The sequence below is a fragment of the Methylomonas koyamae genome (assembly GCF_001644025.1).
In the GTDB taxonomy this organism is placed as follows: domain Bacteria; phylum Pseudomonadota; class Gammaproteobacteria; order Methylococcales; family Methylomonadaceae; genus Methylomonas; species Methylomonas koyamae_A.
The window spans coordinates 1-17,637 of record NZ_LUUK01000213.1 but is presented as its reverse complement, the minus strand read 5'-3'; the positions used below and the strand labels follow the sequence as shown (position 1 = coordinate 17,637).

Sequence of the window (17,637 nt, the reverse complement as noted above, 5' to 3'; positions counted from 1 at the left end):
AGGAGTAAACCATATGGCAAAAGTAGGCATTTTCTTTGGAACCGATACCGGCAACACCCGCAAGTTTGCCAAGCAAATCTCCAGCAAGCTGGGCGATGTCGCGGACAAACCGGTTAACATTAACAAAGCTTCGGTCGATGACCTGCTGGCTTACGATGTATTGATCCTGGGCTCGCCAACCTATGGCGAAGGCGAATTGCCGGGCATGAGCGCGGGTCACGACAACGAAAGCTGGGAAGAATTTCTACCGACCGTCACCGGCGCGGATTTCAGCGGCAAAACCGTCGCGCTGTACGGCTTGGGCGACCAGGAAGGCTATCCCGGCCACTTCGTCGATGCGCTGGGCTTTTTGTACGATGCGTTCGCCGACGCCGGTGCCAACATCGTAGGCTTTACCAGTACCGAAGGTTACGAGTTTAAAAAATCCAAAGCATTGATGGGCGACCAGTTCGTCGGTTTGGCGTTGGACGAAGACAATCAAAAAGAGTTGAGCGAAGGTCGTCTGACCGCTTGGCTGGATTCGATTTCTTCAGCCTGGGCATAACGGCCCATGATCGAAGAACAGGCTGTGGTGACCCGAGTCGGCCTTGACGGACGGCCTTGGATCAAAAGCCTGCAAACCAGTGCCTGCGGCGCTTGTCTGCAAAAGCAGTCGTGCGGGACCGCAACGTTGGCAAAAGTGTTACCCAAGCGTGAATTCGCCGTCGATTCCGAACTGGCCCTGCAAGCCGGAGATCGGGTCGTCGTCGCGATCGATGACAGTCATTTGGTGTTGACTTCGCTGTTACTGTATTTGCTACCGCTATTGCTGATGTTCGGGGGGCTAGGGCTGGCGCAATGGCTAATACCGGCCGCGCTGATCGATGTTTGGTTACCGGAAATTGCCCTGTCCACGCTCTTGCTTGGTTTCTGGCTGATACACCGCGCGCAAAATCTGTTGTTGCTGCAACTCTGTTTTCGACCTCAAATTATCCGCAAATTGGCCGGCGAAGCCTGATCGTTGGCTTTCCTCTCGAATTCCTATCCTCGCTCCGAAAATCTTGGCGTTTTGCCTTTTCGGGTAAACGGCATGCCAACGGCCGGGCGCTCGAATATTAATCTGCGCGTCATCCTACTCCTTGAACCCGTTGGATTTAGATCAATTCAAGTTGGAATGATCGATAGTCGCCGGATTTTATCGTGCAAAGCCAAGTTGGCGAACGCGTACCGCTCAAGATTGGTGAAAAGCGCTTTGCAAGCGCCTCGCTTTCATGTGCGGACTGTCGAAAATTGTCGCGGGCGCGACAAATCCATGGGTAAATTGTTGTGTTGTTGGACACCGCACTCGAACTCGACGCCGGATTTCTGGACGAAATCGGTTAAAACCCTGTATATAAGCGGGTTTTATCGTCTTGATTTTGATGGCACTTAAATTGCTTAACAGAGGCTTGAAAATCCCGGATTTTCAGCGTTGCGGCGGACGAGGGACGTGGTTCGTCGTCGGTGTAAGCTCAGTTGTAGAGGTGATGAAATGATCGAAGTGTTGATGGTATCCCTGGTAATGCTGGTGGTGGCGGTTTGCGCGTTTGCGCCGCTGGGCTGCACGATTTTCGCGCAATCCAAAACGGCGGTAGCGGCGAAAGCCAAGGTCAGCGAGTCCGTGACGGAGTTTTCCGGTATTTTGGTACCGGAAGATTCGGTTTTAAAACGCCATTTTCTGGCACAGTTGCAAGCCGAAATTGAAGCGACGCTGTTTCCGCGTCCAACCGATTCGATGCTGCAACGCCACTATGACGCTTTGGTCGCGTCGGAGTTGGAAAGCCGTTTGGCCGGTGGCCGTTAAACGCCACGTTTAGGCGGAGAAAAGGGTCGCCGGCTTTTGCCGCGCGGCCCTTTTTTGTGTGGATGGCTCGCTCTACCGGGGTGTTACCTAATGCTTTCTAAAGGTCTTTTAAGCATACGGTATGACGGAAAGCGGTTTTTAGTAGAGCTAACATCGTTTCGGCGAATTGTCGTTGCTTAGGGTCATGACCGTGAGTTACGGAAAACACTCTTCAACCGATCAACCCGCGTCGAATATCCAATCGCGCCGGGCGGGCTGGCGCGAGTATCGCGGCTAGGATGCGTCCATCTTGTAACCGAAGCCGCGCACGGTCTTCAACAGTTTGGGTTCGTAGTCGTCGTCGATTTTTCGGCGTAATTGCCGGATGTAGACGTCCACGACATTGGTCAGCGGGTCGGCGCTATATCCCCAGACTTGTTCGAGAATACGGGTACGGCTCAGTACCTTGCCGGGCATGCGCATAAAGCATTCCAGCAATGCGAATTCCTTGGGCGTCAGCTCGATCGGGATATCGCCGCGGCGGACTTCGTGGGTCTCGCCGTTTAGCGTCAGATCGGCGATGCGCAATTCCTTGGCGTCCACTTTCAATTCGCCGCCGCGTCGCCGCATCAAGGCCTCAATGCGGGCTAATAATTCTTCAAAAGCGAAGGGCTTGGTCATGTAATCGTCGGCGCCAGCGCGCAGGCCGGTGACTTTATCCTGTACGGTATCCTTGGCGGTTAGCATCAAAATCGGCGTTTCGACGCCGTTTTCGCGCAGCCGCTCGCAAACCTCGCGGCCGTTCATGTCGGGTAGGCCCAGGTCGAGAATAATGACTTGAAAGCCGCCTTCGGCGGCCAACAATATCGCTTCCTGGCCGCCGCCGGCCCGCTCCACCGCATAGCCTTCCGCTTTCAAGCCGCGCTGCACGAAGTCGACGATGCGCTTGTCGTCTTCGACCAGTAGGATTCGCATATAGCCGTTTTCGGGGGAGGGGGTATATTGGTTTTTTTCGTTCATGGCTAGCCAGTTGGGGATTGCTTGGACAAGGGAAGAGCGATCGTAAACGTCGAACCGGCGCTCTCGGTACTGCTGACCGAGATCCGCCCGCCGTGGGCCTTCAATATCGACTTCGCCATCGGCAGGCCTAGGCCGGTGCCGTCGTCGCGGGAGTGTAACGCGTTTTCGCTACGAAAGTGGCGGTCGAAGATGCGCTCGAGGTCGCCGGCCGGAATGCCGATGCCTTGGTCGCTGAGACTAAACACCGCTTCGCCGTTTTCGACCACTAGCGCGGCGGCGATATGGCCGTCGGGATTGGAATAGCGGCAGGCGTTGTCGCCGAGGATGAACAACACCTGACGCAGGCGTTGTTTGTCGCCGCGGACCCATACGGGGTGATCGGGCAGGCGCAGGGATACCGACAAGGCATTCTCCTCGGCCATGACTTTAAAATCTTCGATGGCGCCGCCGATCAATTCGGCGAAGTCAAGCCCATCCCATTCGAACTGCATCATCGTGGTTTCGGCGCGCGCCATGAATAGCAAATCGTTGACGTATTTACCCAGTTGTTCGGACAGTTCGACGATGCGGTGTAGCGCGTCTTGGTACTCTTCGGGATCGCGTTCGCGGCCGCGCAGCGTGACTTCGGCCTCGCCGCGGATTACCGTGATCGGCGTGCGCAGTTCGTGGGAGATGTCGGCGAAGAATTCGCGGCGGGCGTTGTCCAGCCTTTGCAGTTCTTCGTTGAGCTGGCGCAATTCCTGCGTGCGCTCGGCGACGCGTCGTTCCAGCACGGATCGGCCCTTGCGCAATTTTTCCTGCTGGCGTTCGAGTTCCTGGGCCATTTGGTTGAAATGTTTGGCCAGGTAGGCAAATTCGTCGCCGCTGTCCAGCGCCAGCCGATAGCGCAGATTCCCGGAGGCAATTTCGTTGGTGCCGGCCATCAAGGCTTCCAGCGGCTTGCGCAAACCGCGCATCAAGTAAAGGCCAGATGTCAGGCTGAAGGCCGCAGCCAGCAGGGCGCTGCCGATCGCCAGCCAGCGCGAGCGTTTGACCAACGCTTCCAATTCCTCGCGGGCCTTGTCGGCCTTGGCACGCTCCGCATTGATCGCGACGTCGATCAAGGGTTGAAATTTGCCGTCGATTTCCTCTTCCGAAAATTTGGACAGCAACTGGGTGGCTTTTTCGCGCTTACCTTGTTGGCGCAAGCGCTCGACTTCGTCGAAACGGTATTTGCTGGCGTCCAAGAAGGCGGTGAAATGGGCGACGCGCTCCAGTTCCGCGGATTTGCCGGACCAATCTGATCGGTCCTCCGCCGAGGGTTGGACCGCCGTCGCGCGTAACGCGGAAACCGCGTCGTAAAGGTGTTGCTTGGAGGTGTCGACGCCGGCTTGGGCGGCCGGGCTGTCGGTTATCAACCGGTCCAGCCGTTCTTTAAAATGCCGGTAAGCTTCCAGCGACAGGCGCTGATAATGGTCGAAGGCCTCGTAAGCGCGTTGGCTGCGTTGGAAATAACCGGCGACCTGATTCGTTTCCCAGAACATCGTGCCGCCCATGGTTAGCACGAAGCCGAACGAGATGGCGATGACCAGCGTCAGGCGGCGGCGAAACATGGCGGTTTATTTGGCGTCGCCGCCGCTCTCGTCGAGTTGCTTTTCCATGGAGCGAATGGCTTCCAGTTTTTCCCGCAATAAACGGGTCTCGTCGGTTTTCGGCGTTCCGACATCGCTCCTTTCCTTCGCTTCCGCCGGTTGGGCGGTTCGTTGTTTGCGTTCCAGGTTGCCGAGTTTTTTCGAATAACCTTGAATTTGCTTCAACGTCGCGGTTTGGGTGGTTACGAATTGCTTCATCGCTTCGTCCGGCAAGGCCGCCGGCGGCAGGTTACCGACGTCGTCAAGGATTTTCGCAATATCGCCGCAGGTGTCGGAAAAGACCCGGCCAACCAGAATTTGCAGCCGGTTGGTCAAATTCGGCGCCTCTTTGTTTTGTTTGACCAGTGCTTTGCATTGCTCGGCGCGAGCCGCTGGGGTCAGTTCGGCGGTTTTCGCGGCGAACGCCAGCAGCCGGTCGAATTCGCTGGCTACTTTCGGCGGTGTGTAGCATTCTGGCGTAGGCGGGCTGGGCTGGGGTTCCATTTGGGCGCAGCCGGTTAAAAGCGCGACACTCAGAACGGCGAATTTGGATTTCATCATCGGGTTGTTACACGGGTTAAACGGCGATTTTACCGGTTCTAGTCGAGCATCGGTAGCGATAGTCGAAAGCGGTTGCCGTGCAGGCCGGGTTCGCCGTCCACCCAGGCCAATTTGCCCTGGTGGTTGGCGATATAGGTTTTGACGGTTTCCAGATTCAGTTCGGCCATATCGCCGAAAGAGCCGGCCGGAAACCGGAAAAACGGTTCCAGGATCGCGCTGCGTAGCGCCGGATTGATGGTGGGGCCTTCGTCTTCGATTTCCAGCTCCAATTCGGTATCCTGGAGACGTAAGCGCAACGTGATTTCGCTGTCTTCCGGAGCGTGAGCCCAGGCTAGCAGCAACAACTGTTCGACGATCAGGTGCAGTTGGTCGGCAACGCCGGAAATGACCGCCGGTTGGGTCTGTTTCTTCAAATGCAGCGACTTGGCGCGTAACTTGGCGCGCAGTCCGCTGATCACTTCGTCGATCAAGTTTTCCAGGTCGATCAAGTCTTTTTCTTCCGGCTCCTGGCTGAATTGGCTGTCGTTTAGCTGTCGCAGGCAGTCGTCGTACAGTGCTTGCAGGTCGGCGACCGCGTCGTGCAGGTTACTCGGATCGCCGCCATGGCCGAGCGAGTGTAGGCCGATCTTCAACGCGGCCAGCGGGGTGGCGATCTGTCGGGTCATGCCGGCCATGGTTTGATGTTTGGCGTATTCCAGTTCGTGCAGGCGGTTTCTCAGCCATTCCAGGCGATTCCCGAGTTGTCGCCAATCTTCCAGGCCGTCCAGCAGTATCGGCTCGGCCAGACCGCCGCTCAGGCCGCGTACCGCGCGATCCAATTGGCGGATGGCACGCATTTGCACATAGACCAATCCGATCACCAGCAAGGCGGAAATCGCCGCTAGCAAGCCGCCCTTGATCATGACATCCCGTTCCAGCGCGGCGGATTGGCGGTTCAATTGCCGAAAGCGCTGATCCACGTAGGTTTCAAAATCCCTGGACAGGGTGGCGGCCGATTCACGCAAGCTTTGAAAGGCTTCATCCAACGGAAGCTTGATATCGTCTTCGCTGGCCGAGCCGATGATTTGCTGATAAATCAAGACTTCTTTCTCGGCCAGTTCGTTGGCCAGCAGCGCGATGCGGTTGTCGACTCGCAGCTTCAACAGTTCGTTCAGCGCTTGCTTAAAGGTGGTTCGGGTGGCTTCGTAGGACTCGCGCTCGTAGGGTTGGCGTAGCGCCGGATCGGACAGCAAAACGAACAAGCGCGCCTTGCGCTCCACGTCCGAGGTCTTTTGCAGCACCAGCCGAATGTTTTGGGTTTGCTCGAATATTCGGGTATTCAATTCTCTGCCCAATGCCGAGGCCTCGCGCATCGTGGCCGCCGAATGAACAGCGGCAACGAACAGCGGGATTGCGGTCGCGACGAAGCCCAGCGCGGTCAGGGCCTTGAAAGAAATCAGTTTTTTAAAGTTCATCCTAACGTCGCCGCCTTGGTCATAATGCAATAGTAGTGGGAATTCCGGAATTCGGTAGGTTCGCGCCCGCCTGCTTGCCGCGAAATGGATGGGATAATGCCGGGTGGTCTTCATTTAATTTTAATCAAAACTTCAGGGTTAATCTCATCTGGATGGGCTAATCTCAGGTCCCGTATACGCTCGAAAAAGTACCGGCATAAGAGAAACAATGGCTTAGGCGTGGTATCTGGATTGTTTTTCATAAGCTCTCGAGTTCACTGGCAAGGGCGCTAACGAGGCAAGCCGCGAGGCAGGGTTCAGCCCCGCGATGATCGAAATCCTACACTGGCTCCCAAAGTAAACTGGGAGTGCGGTCACTGAAATTTAAAGGAGTATTCACTTGGTTTTCCAGCAGCACACCTTCGATAGTTGTTTCGAGGTCGTTTTGGCAGATACCCCCGAGAGCCAGCGTATTCATTACAATCTGAGGTACCAAGTCTATTGCGACGAAATGGGCTACGAAGACAAATCGCGTTTTCCGGACAAAATGGAGTACGACGAATGGGACCATCATTCGGTGCATTTTTTGGTGCGCGATAAACTCTCCAAGCAATGGTTGGGCGGATTGCGTTTGGTATACCCGCAGTGCTTCGAGTTTCCGTTCGAGCACAAATGCAACGATGTCGCGCCGATTTCGGAAGAGCAATATCTGCAGGCGGTGGAGATCTCCCGCTTATGCGTGATCAAGCAGGCCCGTCGCGTGGCTCAGCCGGGCAGCGAGGATTTGGGCGGTAACGTCACGATGTTGCGGGCTTACCGTCAACAGAGTAAAAGCCTGATGTGGGGTTTGTACCGGGCCGCCGTGCTGTATTGCGCCCGTAACGGCGTCAAGCATTGGTTTATTCTGGTGTCGCCATCCTTGGCTCACGCGGTAAAAAAAGAAGGCTTCCAGATGACGCAAGCCGGCAATCCCTGTGAGTTCCGCGGCCAGCGCATACCTTATATACTGGACGTCGATCAAATTCTGGCGAATCCGTTCTGGCTGACCGATTACCGAAACGAATATCTGCGGTTTTCCCAACTCGACCGCGTCGCGCCGGCGGCGCTCAAAGCGACGGCGTCAGGTCGCTCGCAGTTCGGATCAGTTCGCTGAGTTCGCGGATCAGCGCGTCCCTGGCGCTGGTCTTGCGCCAAACCAGGCCTATCGTTCGATTCGGTGCCGGCGGCTGAAACGGTAGATAGCGAAGCCCGGCCTCGGCGCGCGCCGCGATGCGCGGCACCAAGGTAATGCCGGTTCCGGCTCTGACCATCTGTCGCAAGGTTTCCAGGCTGGTGGCGCGTACGTCCTGCTCCTCGTCCGCGCCAACCGTCCGACAGACTTGCAGGGCGTGACCGCGCAAGCAATGGCCTTCATCCAGTAGCAGCAAGCGTTCGCCGTTCAAATCGTCCGCCGCGACCGTCGCCTTGCCGGTTAACGGGTGGTCGTCGTGCACCGCCAATAAAAACTCGTCGTCGAACAGGGGCTGGCTATCCAAAAAGTCCTCGTAAATCGGCATTGCCAGCAACGCGCAGTCCAATTGCCCGCCACGCAGTTGTTGCAACAGCTGCTCGGATTTTTCCTCGACCAGTATTAAGCGTATGCGCGGTAAAGCGTGTTTGATCAGCGGTACCAGCTGTGGAAACAAATAGCTGGCCAACGTGGGAAACGCGCCCAAGCGCAGATTCCCGGACAGCGGGTCTTGAGCGGTGGCGGCCAATTCCTTGATGTTGGCTTGTTCCTTCAGGATGCGTCGGGCCGAGGCGATGATTTGCTCGCCGAGTTCGGTCGGCAATACCTTTTTATTGGTGCGTTCGAAAATTTGTATACCCAATTCGTCTTCGAGCTTTTTGATTTGAGTGCTCAAGGTCGGTTGGCTGATGAAACAGCGTTCGGCGGCTTGGCCGAAACTGCGCAAATCGGCGACGGCAATCAGATATTGCAAGTCACGTAGATTCATCGCGTGCGATCGGAGGGGCGGGAGTTTTTAAACGGCATGGCGGTTACTATAACCTATCCCTTTGAATGGGTAGCGGCTCTCGGTAGCCCGCATGGTTTGTTGACCTCCTGATTGGGTGCGGAGCATCTCATGCTGGTTTGTGCCATTCTTGATTGAATCGGAGATACCGATGAATTCTAAACTCATTCGTTTAGCCGGCATCGCGCTGGCCCTGGTCGCTGACCCCTTGCCGGCGGCGGACATCTACGAATTGTCTCGCGAAGGTAATCTGGCCGGAATTGCCGAGTACGTACAGCGCGGCGGCGCGGTGAATACGATCAACGCAGACGGCTATCCGCCATTGATTTTGGCCGCTTACCACGGCCATCTGCCGGCCGTGCAAGCGCTGCACGCGGCCGGCGCCGACGCTTGCGCCGAAGATACCAAGGGTAACGATGCCTTGATGGGCGTGGCCTTCAAGGGCGACCGCGAGACCGCGCGCTGGCTGGTTGAAAGCGCCGGTTGCAACGTCAATCACCGTAATCGGCTCGGCCAGACCGCGTTGATGCTGACCGCGCTATTCGACCGCGAGACCATCGCCGAACTGCTGCTGCGACACGGCGCCGATCCCGAGCTGCGCGACGCGTTGGGCAACAGTGCAGCCAGCCTGGCGCGGAGCCAGGGCCTGGACCGGTTCGTGGCGAAATTGCGGCCGCTCGCGAGCTTGCGTTGAGCCTTCAATCCCACGCCAACGCGCCGCCGCTCTGGTATTCGGTGACGCGAGTTTCGAAAAAGTTTTTCTCCTTGCGTAGATTGGCCTGTTCGTCCAGCCACGGTAAGACGTTTTTGGCGCCGGGGAAAGGCTCGATGAGGCCAAGCTGCCGGGTGCGACGATTGGCGACAAAGCGGAATTGCTCGATATGCAAGCCGGCGTTGTAGCCCAGGATCGGTTCGCGTAGCAGGTAGCCGGCGTAATCCGCTTCCGCCGCTTCGGCTTCGTCCCACATTCGGCGGAGCGCATCGGCGTCGAGGACCAGGTTCTCTTCATCCAATAATTGCCGCACCACGCGGATGCCGAACGCGCAATGCAGCACTTCGTCGCGCATGATGTACTGGAGTTGCTCGGCGGCGCCGGTCATCAGGCCGCGCCGCTGCAACGCAAACACCGGGCTGAAGCCGTTGTAAAACCAGCAGCCCTCGAACACGGCGGCGAAAAACAGATAAGCCATCGCAAATTCGTGCAGCGCGTCGCGGTCGGTCAACGGCCGGCCGGATTGCAGCACGCCGTGCAAGCGGCGGTTGGCCAGCGCGATCTTGGCCTGAATTTCCGGCACCACCCGGTAGCGGTTATAGATTTCGCGCTGGTCCAGCCCCAGGGTTTCGATGCAATGCTGGTAGGTCCAAGTGTGTAGCGCTTCCTCGTAAACTTGCCGGGCCTGGTAGATTTGCAATTCCGGTGCGGTCATTTTTTCCATCACCGCCAGGCCGATGTTGCGCATCGCCAGAATGTCGGAAGTGGTTAAGTAAGCCAGCACGTTCTCGAACACATGGCGCTCGGCCGGCGTCAGTTTGTGCTGGTAATCGTGTACGTCCCGCGCCATCGAGATTTCCAACGGCGTCCAATGGTTGCGGTTGGCATTCAGGAAAAACGACCAGGCCCACGGGTACTTGAACGGCGCCAGTTGGTTGATGTCGGCCTGGCCGTTGACCACCCGCTTTTGCTCGGTCTGGATCGGCGGCAAGGCCGCATCGGCCCGACCTCCATCGCTCCGGCCGCCGGCCTCGGAACTTTCCGGCTTCGGTGGCGCGACCGGCAAATCCCAATCGTCGAATGCTAATCCAGCCTTCATTGGCAGGCCTCGCAATCCGGGTCGGCGATCGAGCAGACTTTTATATCGTTCCCACGCTCAGCGTGGGAATGCAGTTCGAACCGCTCTGCGGTTCCCGCCTTCGGAGCGTCCTCCACCGGGTTTCCACGCGAAGCATAGGAACCGTAATCGCCAGTGCCGCCGGCTTTTTCCATCGCCGTCGCCCCCAAGCCGCGCAAATAGTAAGTGGTCTTCAAACCGCGTTGCCAGGCTAGCCGGTACAAACGGTCCAGTTTACTGCCGGTCGGCGCGGCGACGTACAAATTCAGCGACTGCGACTGGTCTATCCACTTCTGGCGGCGGGCGGCGGCTTCGATCAGCCATTCCGGGTCGATTTCGAACGCGGTGGCAAAACGCGCCTTGAGGTCGGCCGGCACCCGTTCGATGGCGGCCAGCGAGCCGTCGAAGTATTTCAAGTCGGCGACCATCACCGCGTCCCACAAACCCAGCGCCTTCAACTCGCGGACCAGTGCGGCGTTGACCACGGTGAATTCGCCGGACAGATTGGATTTGACGTACAGATTTTGATAAATCGGCTCGATGGTCGCCGACACGCCGACAATGTTGGCAATGGTCGCGGTCGGCGCAATCGCGATGCAGTTGGAATTACGCATGCCGACTTGGCCGATGCGCTCGCGCAAGGCTTGCCAATCCAACTGTCCGCCGGACGGCACGCCCAAGTCGCCGCGCGTTTCAGCCAAGCGTTCCAGCGTGTCCGGCGGCAACAAACCTTGCTGCCACAAGCTACCGGCGAAGCTGTTGTAGCGGCCGCGCTGCTCGGCCAAATCCGCCGACGCTTGGTAGGCGTGATAGCACAGCATTTCCGCCGAGCGGTCGGCGAATTCCAGCGCTTCCGGGCTGGCGTAACCGAACCCCATGCGCTGCAGACAATCGGCGAAGCCCATCATGCCCAGCCCAACCGGACGGTGGCGCAGGTTGGCGTTACGGGCCTTGGCCGTCGCGTAATAGTTGATGTCGATGACGTTGTCCAGCATCCGCATCGCGGTGGCGACGGTGCGGCGCAGCTTGTCGTTGTCCAATTGCCAGACGCCGCCGCGTTCGACCAAATGCGCCGGCAGATTCACCGAACCCAAGTTGCAAACGGCGGTTTCGTCGACCGAGGTATTCAGCGTGATTTCGGTGCACAGATTGGAGCTATGAATGACCCCGGCGTGTTGCTGCGGCGAACGCAGATTGCAGGCGTCCTTGAAGGTAAGCCACGGCTGGCCGGTTTCGAACAGCACGGTCAGCATCTTGCGCCAAAGTTGTACCGCGCCGATGCGTTTAAACAATTTAATCTCTCCGCGCTCGGTCTTGGCCTCGTAGGCTCGGTAAGCTTCGGCGAAGGCCGCGCCGTAAAGCTCGTGCAAGTCCGGCGTGTCCACCGGCGAAAACAAGGTCCAGTCGCCGTTGTTTCTTACCCGCTGCATGAACAGGTCCGATACCCAGGCGGCGGTGTTCATGTCGTGGCAACGGCGCCGATCGTCGCCGGTGTTTTTGCGCAGCTCCAGAAATTCCTCGAAATCCAGATGCCAGTTTTCCAGATAGGCACACACCGCGCCCTTGCGCTTGCCGCCTTGATTGACCGCGACGGCGGTATCGTTGACCACTTTCAAAAACGGAATCACGCCCTGGCTGTGGCCGTTGGTGCCCTTGATCCGGCTGCCCAGCGCCCGCACCGGCGTCCAGTCGTTGCCCAGGCCGCCGGCGTATTTTTGCAGCAGCGCGTTTTCCTTGATGGCTTGATAAATGCCGTCCAAGTCGTCGGAGACCGTGGTCAGGTAGCACGACGACAGTTGCGGGTGGCGGGTGCCGCTGTTGAACAAGGTCGGCGTCGAGCACATGAAATCGAAGCTGGACAGTAGACGGTAAAACTCGATCGCCCACGCCTCGCGGTCGATTTCGTTTAGCGCCAAGCCCATCGCCACCCGCATGAAAAACCACTGCGGCAATTCGATGCGGCGGCCGTCGACGTGTAGAAAATAGCGGTCGTACAGGGTTTGCAAGCCCAGATAGTCGAATTGCAGATCGCGCTCGGCCAGTAGAGCCTGACCCAGCTTTTCCAAGTCGAATTCGGCCAGACGCGGGTCCAGCAATTCGGCGGCGATGCCGGCCGCAATGAATGCCGCGAAATCGGCGGGGTAATGTTTGCTCATCGCCGCTTGAGTCGCCGCCATGCCCAGTACTTCCAGGCGCAAATTGCTCAATAACAAGCGCGCGGCGACCTTGCCGTAATCGGGTTCGGCTTCGATCAAGGTCCGCGCGGCCAGCACCAGGGCCTGGCGCACAGCCGCCAGCGGCATGCCGTCGTACAGATTGGGCAGGGTTTGCGTCCAGACCGTCTCGGCATCGACATCGTTCAGCCCGGCGCAGGCCTCGCGGCACAAGGCGATGAACCCGGCGCTGTCCAAGGGCAGGCGTTGGCCGTCGTCGTCCACGTGCAAAGCGGGAGCGGGTTTGTCGCCGGCTTGCCGGGCAGCGCGTTGCTCGGCGTGTTTCTCCCGGTACAGCACATAGGCGCGGGCTACGTCGTGGGCGCCTGAGCGCATCAAAGCCAATTCCACCTGGTCCTGAATATCCTCGATAGGCACGGTGCCGCCGCCGGGCAGACGCCTGGTCAACGCCTCGACGACGCTGGCGGTCAACCCGGCCACCTGCTCGCGAATCCGCGCCGAATTGACGCCGTGTTGGCCTTCGACCGCCAAAAAGGCCTTGGTGATGGCAACGGCGATTTTTTCCGGCCGAAAGGCGACCACGGAGCTATCGCGGCGGATGACTTCCAAGCCGCTATCGCGCGCGGGTAGTGGGCTGTGATGAACGGCTTCGGTGCCGGAGGTGTTGGTGATAGGTCGGGCGGTGGCGGTGTCCATGCGATTCTCCACGAAGGCAGCGGGGAGGCGCAAAGCCGCAACGGTGGGCGCGCGACCGGGTAAGGCCCAATCCGCGACATCGACCATCGCCCTCGGAGACACCCCGCTCCCGGTTGATAAAGGTTTCGAGGGCAGGTCTCCTGGCTCTCGGGTCGTCGCCTGGGTTCGCCTTCCCGGACTCGCGTCCAGTGACATGCTTGAACCAAGACTCGCCGATTACAGTTGCGGGGGCAGCTCCGGCTTTCCGGCGATCATGCGAGAAACGCAAGCGCCGACCGGATTCCCTTTTAATCCCCTTCGGGGGGAACCGTCTTGGCGAGGGAGTTTAGGCGGGGCAAAACGATCTGTCAAGGCGATATTCACTATATATTGTGAATATTTTATTGGAATTTCCCGTATATAGTGCCTGGGAATCGATACCGGCAGGCCGCCGCCCGCTTCGGTGACTGTCCTGCCGGATGGTTGGCGAACGCTGCGTTGGAATCTGTCGAGACACTCCGAAGGCTTGATTGACGTGATACGGACGCGGGGATATATTGCTTGTATATAGCATTCCGGAGGCGCCCATGACGACCAGTACCGTATTTACCAACAACCGCAGTCAGGCCGTGCGCCTGCCCGCCGACATGCGCTTTCCCGACAGCGTCAAAAAAGTTGAGGTTCGTGCCGTCGGGCAGGAGCGCATCATTGCCCCTGCGGACGCGGCCTGGGACAGTTTTTTTCTCGACGGTCCCAGCGTCAGCGACGATTTTCTAAACGAACGCCCTGGCCAGCAGCAAGGCGAGCGCGAGAGTTTTTAAGCGCATGCTGAAATATCTGCTCGACACCAACATCGTCATCTATGTGATTAAGCGGCGACCGATCGAGGTGTTGGCGACCTTCAACCGGCATCACGGCCGCATGGCGATTTCCGCCGTGACCCTGGCCGAATTAATCCACGGTGCCGAGAAAAGCCAATTTCCCGAGCGAAATCTTGCCACGGTAGAAGACTTTTGCAGCCGTTTACAGGTATTGCCTTACGACGACGGCGCCGCGATGCATTACGGCGGCATACGCGCCGCGTTGGAGAAGATCGGCCAGCCGATAGGTGTCAACGACCTGCATATCGCCGCTCATGCCCGCAGCCATGGCTTGATACTGGTCAGCAACAACTTGCGGGAGTTCGAACGCGTGCCGGGGTTATTGATGGAGAATTGGTTGGCGTGATTTTTTAGTGGGTAGGATGTGCTGAGCGGTAGCGAAGCGCATCAATCGCGAATGATGTTGTGCAGGTTGTTTACCTCATCTACTGGACTGTTTCAGATTAAGTAGTATGTATAATACACACCATGAATAGCGCGGAATTAATCAAGCAATTGCAAAACGATGGCTGGCTATTGCGAGGCGTGAAAGGTTCGCATCACGTTTTTACTCATCCATCCAAGCCAGGGCATATCAGTGTGCCGCATTCGCGCAAGGACTTGGGCCACGGACTGGTCAACAAATTATTGAAGCAGGCAGGTTTGAAATGAGATATCCAATAGCCATCGAAAGCGGCGACGAAACCCACGCCTATGGTGTCGTGGTGCCCGATTTGCCCGGTTGTTTTTCCGCCGGCGACAGCTTGGACGAAGCGATAGCAAATGCCAAGGAAGCCATCGAATTATGGATGGAGACGGTCATCGAAGACGGCCAAGCCATTCCGGAAGCCGCGCCGATTGCCAAGCATCAGGCCGACCCGGAATTCGCCGGCTGGATTTGGGCGGTCGTCGAAGTGGATCTGTCCAAACTGTCCGGCAAAGCCAAGCGGGTCAATATCACGCTGCCGGAACGAGTGCTGGCCGCCATCGACCAAGCCGCCGCGCGATTCGGCGATACCCGCTCCGGATTGCTGGCCAAAGCGGCTTTGGAATATGTCGAGAGGCATCCGGCAGCTTGATTGGGTTGGTGTCGCCGGCGCGACGGCTTAACTTTGATGTCGGTTCGCGGACCGATAGCCGAGATACTTTCGCTACGAAAACCATCCTTGGTTTTCGCCCTTCGGGCCAGCCTACCGGCTGTTCAAATTCGCTCCCGGCGAATTTGTGCGTCGCCTCGGCAACTGCTCCCGGCGTTGCCCTAACTCCTGCGTTCATGCAGTCGAAAAGAAAGTATCCAAAGACAAATCTGCCTGGAGCAGATTTGGACGCCAACCGCGCACGAAGTGCGAGTGCCTGGATGGCGCGAGTCAGCTGGCGGCCCGGATGCCGCTTAGCTAACTCGGCACATCCAGCGCTCCGAAGGATTTTCGGAAGGGCTGTCCTAGCCCTCCGAAAACGAGCGGCTAATCTCGCCAAATCCTCCGGTGCTCGGCGCGGCAAAACGGGAGAAAACCCCGCCGTGAAATTCGAAACCGTCTAATATTTGCGAGATTTTGTCGGGCGCATTAGCGATAGCGTCATGCGCCGAATGCTTGAAGGCCAACAGCTACGGATTGCGTCTTACGGCCTTAGGATTCACATAGAGCCAAGGTAAACAATGACATATTGCTTAGGATGGACCTCAAAAACCGCTGCCTTTTTGATTGCCGATAGCGCTGTTACATACAGTGAGGAGCGGAAAGAATATGTATCTTTGAGTGATAAGACGACATTTGGCGAACTGCAAGGAAGAGTGCTTGATGGAAAAAAATATGTTTACGAAAAGGCGTTTAAATTATATTCATCAAATAACGTTGCATTTACATTTGCCGGAGATATTCGAATAGGGGAAGAGGTAATAGGCCTCATTAAGGAGCATCTGGAATCAGGAAGAAGTATTTCTCAAGCAATCGATTTTTCAATAAAAAACTATCCATCTTTCGAATTACACGAGTTAGTTCAGATTTTGATTGCTTGTTGCGAAGATAAGCCAAAAATATATGTGATAGATAATAAGAGATCGCCTTGCATTATAGTGACTGATAAGTTTATAAGTTTTGGCTCGGCATCAGAGGATTTTCAACGCTATACGTCGTCGTTTTATCATTCTTTTAACGAATCTAGAGAGAATGAATGGGGTAATCCGTTGGCAGATGAAATGATGTTGTTACGGATGATTGCCCTTCTCCAAAGTTATAGTGCACATAATAATACCATTGGTCATGGTATTGGTGGTGCTTATAGTGGATTATACGTGACAAAGAATGAAATCCATTGGCAGCCTGATATTTATTACATGATACATGGTGAAAATCCGGCTTTTGATAGAGGTGGTTTTGTCTCGATATATATTAGGAATAAATATAAGTTTGTGATTACTGATAGAGTTAATTATGAGTTCTCGAACAACATTGAGCGTCAATGCTCTGAAACCGAAGTTGATAGTATTTTCAAAGGATTGGTTGAGTTGTTCGATAAAGGCATATTTGAATATGTTATTTTTATAAACTCTAGCAGGCATGCCGCAACAATCATTCACATGAATTGTAAGCTAGAACATGCTTATTTGTATATAGACGTGCAAGCCAACAAAAAAGGTACAATTGGTTTTTTGCTGCAAGATCGACTGAATGACATGATAAATGATAATTTCGATCCCATTGAATCAGGCAAATATGCTGTTATTAGATATATACCATACATACCACTTAAAAGTGAAGACTTGGAAAAAATTAAAAAAACATTGGTTGAGATTAGAATATCGAAAACTCATTACTTTGATAATGCGATTTATAAAGGCATTGTTTATGACAATGACAATGTTAAAGAATGGTTTTACATTAACTACGATGCTATCTTTGCTTTCCTTAAGGATTATTCTCAAGAACGACTGATTCATATAGTAGAGTGTTCATCTGATATGCTCTCCCTTGAATACAAGGATGGTGTTATAGTGTTCTCGGATATTGATATTCATGCAATGAATATTATTTTCTCAAAAATAGCAAATAACTATTCAAAAAAGAAAATTTTTCTATTTGATGTTTTAACCAATGATGAAGAAAATAACTCTACGACCCAATATGTGATTAAGATATTGGGACATGATTTTGATGGTGCAAAAAAAATGGCGGAATTGGAGGCGGAATCAAATTTCGGAGAATGTTATATGCTCACGCCGATAGGAGTTCAATATTATCATCCTGCCTATTCATAATTCACGACAGCGCGTAGGTCCGATTAGCAAAGCGTAATCGGACGAATGTTTTATTTTACAAAATTAGCCTCATAAAATTTAAATTTAAAGTAAAGTTTTATTAAAACTGATTCATTATGAACAACATGAATGCCGAGTTCTCTATTCGCGAAACTAACTTGTCTTCAGATATTTATTATTGAAAACAGTCGGACAACATGTGTCCGATTACGCTTCGCTAATCGGACCTACCGATCATGAGTTTATAACCTTCGATTTTGGGATGGTTTTATCCCCTGATGCCGCGCCGAGCACCGGAGGGTTTGGGCGGATCAGCCCGTTAGGGGCGATGCAAGGATGCATCGCGTTTTTCGCAGGGGTTGGGTGCCCCTTCGAAAAAAACCGTCCAAACTCTTCGGAGCGC

General features: G+C 55.5%; 17 protein-coding genes and 1 riboswitch. Of the genes, 10 read left to right on the top strand and 7 right to left on the bottom strand.

The window, feature by feature from the left end; translation table 11 throughout:
- The first annotated feature begins 13 nt into the window (after positions 1-13).
- The 3 genes from A1355_RS21265 (at position 14) to A1355_RS21255 (ending at position 1,822) form a co-directional block, all read left to right on the top strand.
- A complete protein-coding gene (locus A1355_RS21265) occupies positions 14-544 on the top strand; it encodes a flavodoxin (RefSeq protein ID WP_064031288.1) in 531 nt (176 codons plus the stop codon).
- Between the two features lie 6 nt (positions 545-550).
- Positions 551-997 carry a SoxR reducing system RseC family protein gene (locus A1355_RS21260; protein WP_064031287.1) on the top strand — a complete coding sequence of 149 codons (447 nt, stop codon included), beginning with the start codon at positions 551-553 and terminating at the stop codon, positions 995-997.
- 513 nt (positions 998-1,510) lie between these two features.
- Positions 1,511-1,822, top strand: a complete 312-nt coding sequence (locus tag A1355_RS21255; protein WP_064031286.1) for a hypothetical protein — start codon at positions 1,511-1,513, stop codon at positions 1,820-1,822.
- A 273-nt stretch (positions 1,823-2,095) separates the two neighbouring features.
- Here A1355_RS21255 and A1355_RS21250 read toward each other — a convergent pair whose 3' ends face one another.
- The 4 genes from A1355_RS21250 to A1355_RS21235 are packed head-to-tail and all read right to left on the bottom strand — an operon-like array spanning position 2,096 to position 6,446.
- Entirely contained in the window at positions 2,096-2,776 is a 681-nt protein-coding gene (locus A1355_RS21250) for a response regulator transcription factor (RefSeq protein WP_064031306.1), read from the bottom strand.
- A 47-nt stretch (positions 2,777-2,823) separates the two neighbouring features.
- Positions 2,824-4,413 carry a sensor histidine kinase gene (locus A1355_RS21245; RefSeq protein WP_064031285.1) on the bottom strand — a complete coding sequence of 530 codons (1,590 nt, stop codon included), beginning with the start codon at positions 4,411-4,413 and terminating at the stop codon, positions 2,824-2,826.
- 6 nt (positions 4,414-4,419) lie between these two features.
- A complete protein-coding gene (locus A1355_RS21240; protein WP_082885694.1) occupies positions 4,420-4,992 on the bottom strand; it encodes a hypothetical protein in 573 nt (190 codons plus the stop codon).
- A gap of 38 nt (positions 4,993-5,030) precedes the next feature.
- Complete coding sequence (locus tag A1355_RS21235; RefSeq protein WP_064031304.1) at positions 5,031-6,446, bottom strand: sensor histidine kinase; 1,416 nt, start codon at positions 6,444-6,446, stop codon at positions 5,031-5,033.
- 379 nt (positions 6,447-6,825) lie between these two features.
- Between A1355_RS21235 and A1355_RS21230 the strand changes: the two genes are divergently transcribed.
- The gene (locus tag A1355_RS21230) at positions 6,826-7,578 is read left to right on the top strand and encodes a PEP-CTERM/exosortase system-associated acyltransferase (RefSeq protein WP_064031284.1); all 753 of its coding nucleotides are present in this window, start codon (positions 6,826-6,828) and stop codon (positions 7,576-7,578) included.
- On the opposite strand, the gene A1355_RS21225 is transcribed toward A1355_RS21230, so the two are convergent.
- Entirely contained in the window at positions 7,532-8,422 is an 891-nt protein-coding gene (locus A1355_RS21225) for a LysR substrate-binding domain-containing protein (protein ID WP_064031283.1), read from the bottom strand. The two genes, A1355_RS21230 and A1355_RS21225, sit on opposite strands and share 47 nt — an antisense overlap.
- 169 nt (positions 8,423-8,591) lie before the next feature.
- Here A1355_RS21225 and A1355_RS21220 point away from each other — a divergent pair, with 169 nt between their 5' ends.
- Positions 8,592-9,134, top strand: a complete 543-nt coding sequence (locus tag A1355_RS21220) for an ankyrin repeat domain-containing protein (RefSeq protein WP_064031282.1) — start codon at positions 8,592-8,594, stop codon at positions 9,132-9,134.
- Between the two features lie 4 nt (positions 9,135-9,138).
- Here A1355_RS21220 and A1355_RS21215 read toward each other — a convergent pair whose 3' ends face one another.
- Both A1355_RS21215 and A1355_RS21210 read right to left on the bottom strand, forming a co-directional pair.
- The gene (locus tag A1355_RS21215; RefSeq protein ID WP_197471874.1) at positions 9,139-10,251 is read right to left on the bottom strand and encodes a ribonucleotide-diphosphate reductase subunit beta; all 1,113 of its coding nucleotides are present in this window, start codon (positions 10,249-10,251) and stop codon (positions 9,139-9,141) included.
- Positions 10,248-13,139, bottom strand: a complete 2,892-nt coding sequence (locus A1355_RS21210) for a ribonucleoside-diphosphate reductase subunit alpha (protein ID WP_082885695.1) — start codon at positions 13,137-13,139, stop codon at positions 10,248-10,250. Before A1355_RS21210 ends, A1355_RS21215 begins: the two co-directional genes overlap by 4 nt.
- 112 nt (positions 13,140-13,251) lie before the next feature.
- Positions 13,252-13,466, bottom strand: a riboswitch (cobalamin riboswitch).
- A gap of 239 nt (positions 13,467-13,705) precedes the next feature.
- On the opposite strand from A1355_RS21210, the gene vapB reads away from it, so the two are divergent.
- The 5 genes from vapB (at position 13,706) to A1355_RS21185 (ending at position 17,234) form a co-directional block, all read left to right on the top strand.
- The gene (gene vapB, locus A1355_RS21205) at positions 13,706-13,939 is read left to right on the top strand and encodes a type II toxin-antitoxin system VapB family antitoxin (RefSeq protein ID WP_064031281.1); all 234 of its coding nucleotides are present in this window, start codon (positions 13,706-13,708) and stop codon (positions 13,937-13,939) included.
- Between the two features lie 4 nt (positions 13,940-13,943).
- Positions 13,944-14,345, top strand: a complete 402-nt coding sequence (gene vapC, locus A1355_RS21200; RefSeq protein ID WP_064031280.1) for a type II toxin-antitoxin system tRNA(fMet)-specific endonuclease VapC — start codon at positions 13,944-13,946, stop codon at positions 14,343-14,345.
- 122 nt (positions 14,346-14,467) lie between these two features.
- Positions 14,468-14,650 (top strand): type II toxin-antitoxin system HicA family toxin, encoded by a 183-nt coding sequence (locus A1355_RS21195; protein WP_064031279.1) that lies wholly within the window; start codon positions 14,468-14,470, stop codon positions 14,648-14,650.
- Complete coding sequence (locus tag A1355_RS21190) at positions 14,647-15,057, top strand: type II toxin-antitoxin system HicB family antitoxin (protein WP_064031278.1); 411 nt, start codon at positions 14,647-14,649, stop codon at positions 15,055-15,057. The genes A1355_RS21195 and A1355_RS21190 overlap by 4 nt, the downstream gene beginning before the upstream one ends.
- Before the next feature lie 578 nt (positions 15,058-15,635).
- Positions 15,636-17,234 carry a hypothetical protein gene (locus A1355_RS21185; protein ID WP_064031277.1) on the top strand — a complete coding sequence of 533 codons (1,599 nt, stop codon included), beginning with the start codon at positions 15,636-15,638 and terminating at the stop codon, positions 17,232-17,234.
- Positions 17,235-17,637: the final 403 nt, after the last annotated feature.

Bases quoted from the DNA above. Each gene is read 5' to 3' on its own strand.
- A1355_RS21265 (WP_064031288.1), top strand. From the start codon at position 14: ATGGCAAAAGTAGGCATTTTCTTTGGAACCGATACCGGCAACACCCGC.
- A1355_RS21260 (WP_064031287.1), top strand. From the start codon at position 551: ATGATCGAAGAACAGGCTGTGGTGACCCGAGTCGGCCTTGACGGACGG.
- A1355_RS21255 (WP_064031286.1), top strand. From the start codon at position 1,511: ATGATCGAAGTGTTGATGGTATCCCTGGTAATGCTGGTGGTGGCGGTT.
- A1355_RS21250 (WP_064031306.1), bottom strand. From the start codon at position 2,776: ATGCGAATCCTACTGGTCGAAGACGACAAGCGCATCGTCGACTTCGTG.
- A1355_RS21245 (WP_064031285.1), bottom strand. From the start codon at position 4,413: ATGTTTCGCCGCCGCCTGACGCTGGTCATCGCCATCTCGTTCGGCTTC.
- A1355_RS21240 (WP_082885694.1), bottom strand. From the start codon at position 4,992: ATGATGAAATCCAAATTCGCCGTTCTGAGTGTCGCGCTTTTAACCGGC.
- A1355_RS21235 (WP_064031304.1), bottom strand. From the start codon at position 6,446: ATGAACTTTAAAAAACTGATTTCTTTCAAGGCCCTGACCGCGCTGGGC.
- A1355_RS21225 (WP_064031283.1), bottom strand. From the start codon at position 8,422: ATGAATCTACGTGACTTGCAATATCTGATTGCCGTCGCCGATTTGCGC.
- A1355_RS21220 (WP_064031282.1), top strand. From the start codon at position 8,592: ATGAATTCTAAACTCATTCGTTTAGCCGGCATCGCGCTGGCCCTGGTC.
- A1355_RS21215 (WP_197471874.1), bottom strand. From the start codon at position 10,251: ATGAAGGCTGGATTAGCATTCGACGATTGGGATTTGCCGGTCGCGCCA.
- A1355_RS21210 (WP_082885695.1), bottom strand. From the start codon at position 13,139: ATGGACACCGCCACCGCCCGACCTATCACCAACACCTCCGGCACCGAA.
- vapB (WP_064031281.1), top strand. From the start codon at position 13,706: ATGACGACCAGTACCGTATTTACCAACAACCGCAGTCAGGCCGTGCGC.
- vapC (WP_064031280.1), top strand. From the start codon at position 13,944: ATGCTGAAATATCTGCTCGACACCAACATCGTCATCTATGTGATTAAG.
- A1355_RS21195 (WP_064031279.1), top strand. From the start codon at position 14,468: ATGAATAGCGCGGAATTAATCAAGCAATTGCAAAACGATGGCTGGCTA.
- A1355_RS21190 (WP_064031278.1), top strand. From the start codon at position 14,647: ATGAGATATCCAATAGCCATCGAAAGCGGCGACGAAACCCACGCCTAT.
- A1355_RS21185 (WP_064031277.1), top strand. From the start codon at position 15,636: ATGACATATTGCTTAGGATGGACCTCAAAAACCGCTGCCTTTTTGATT.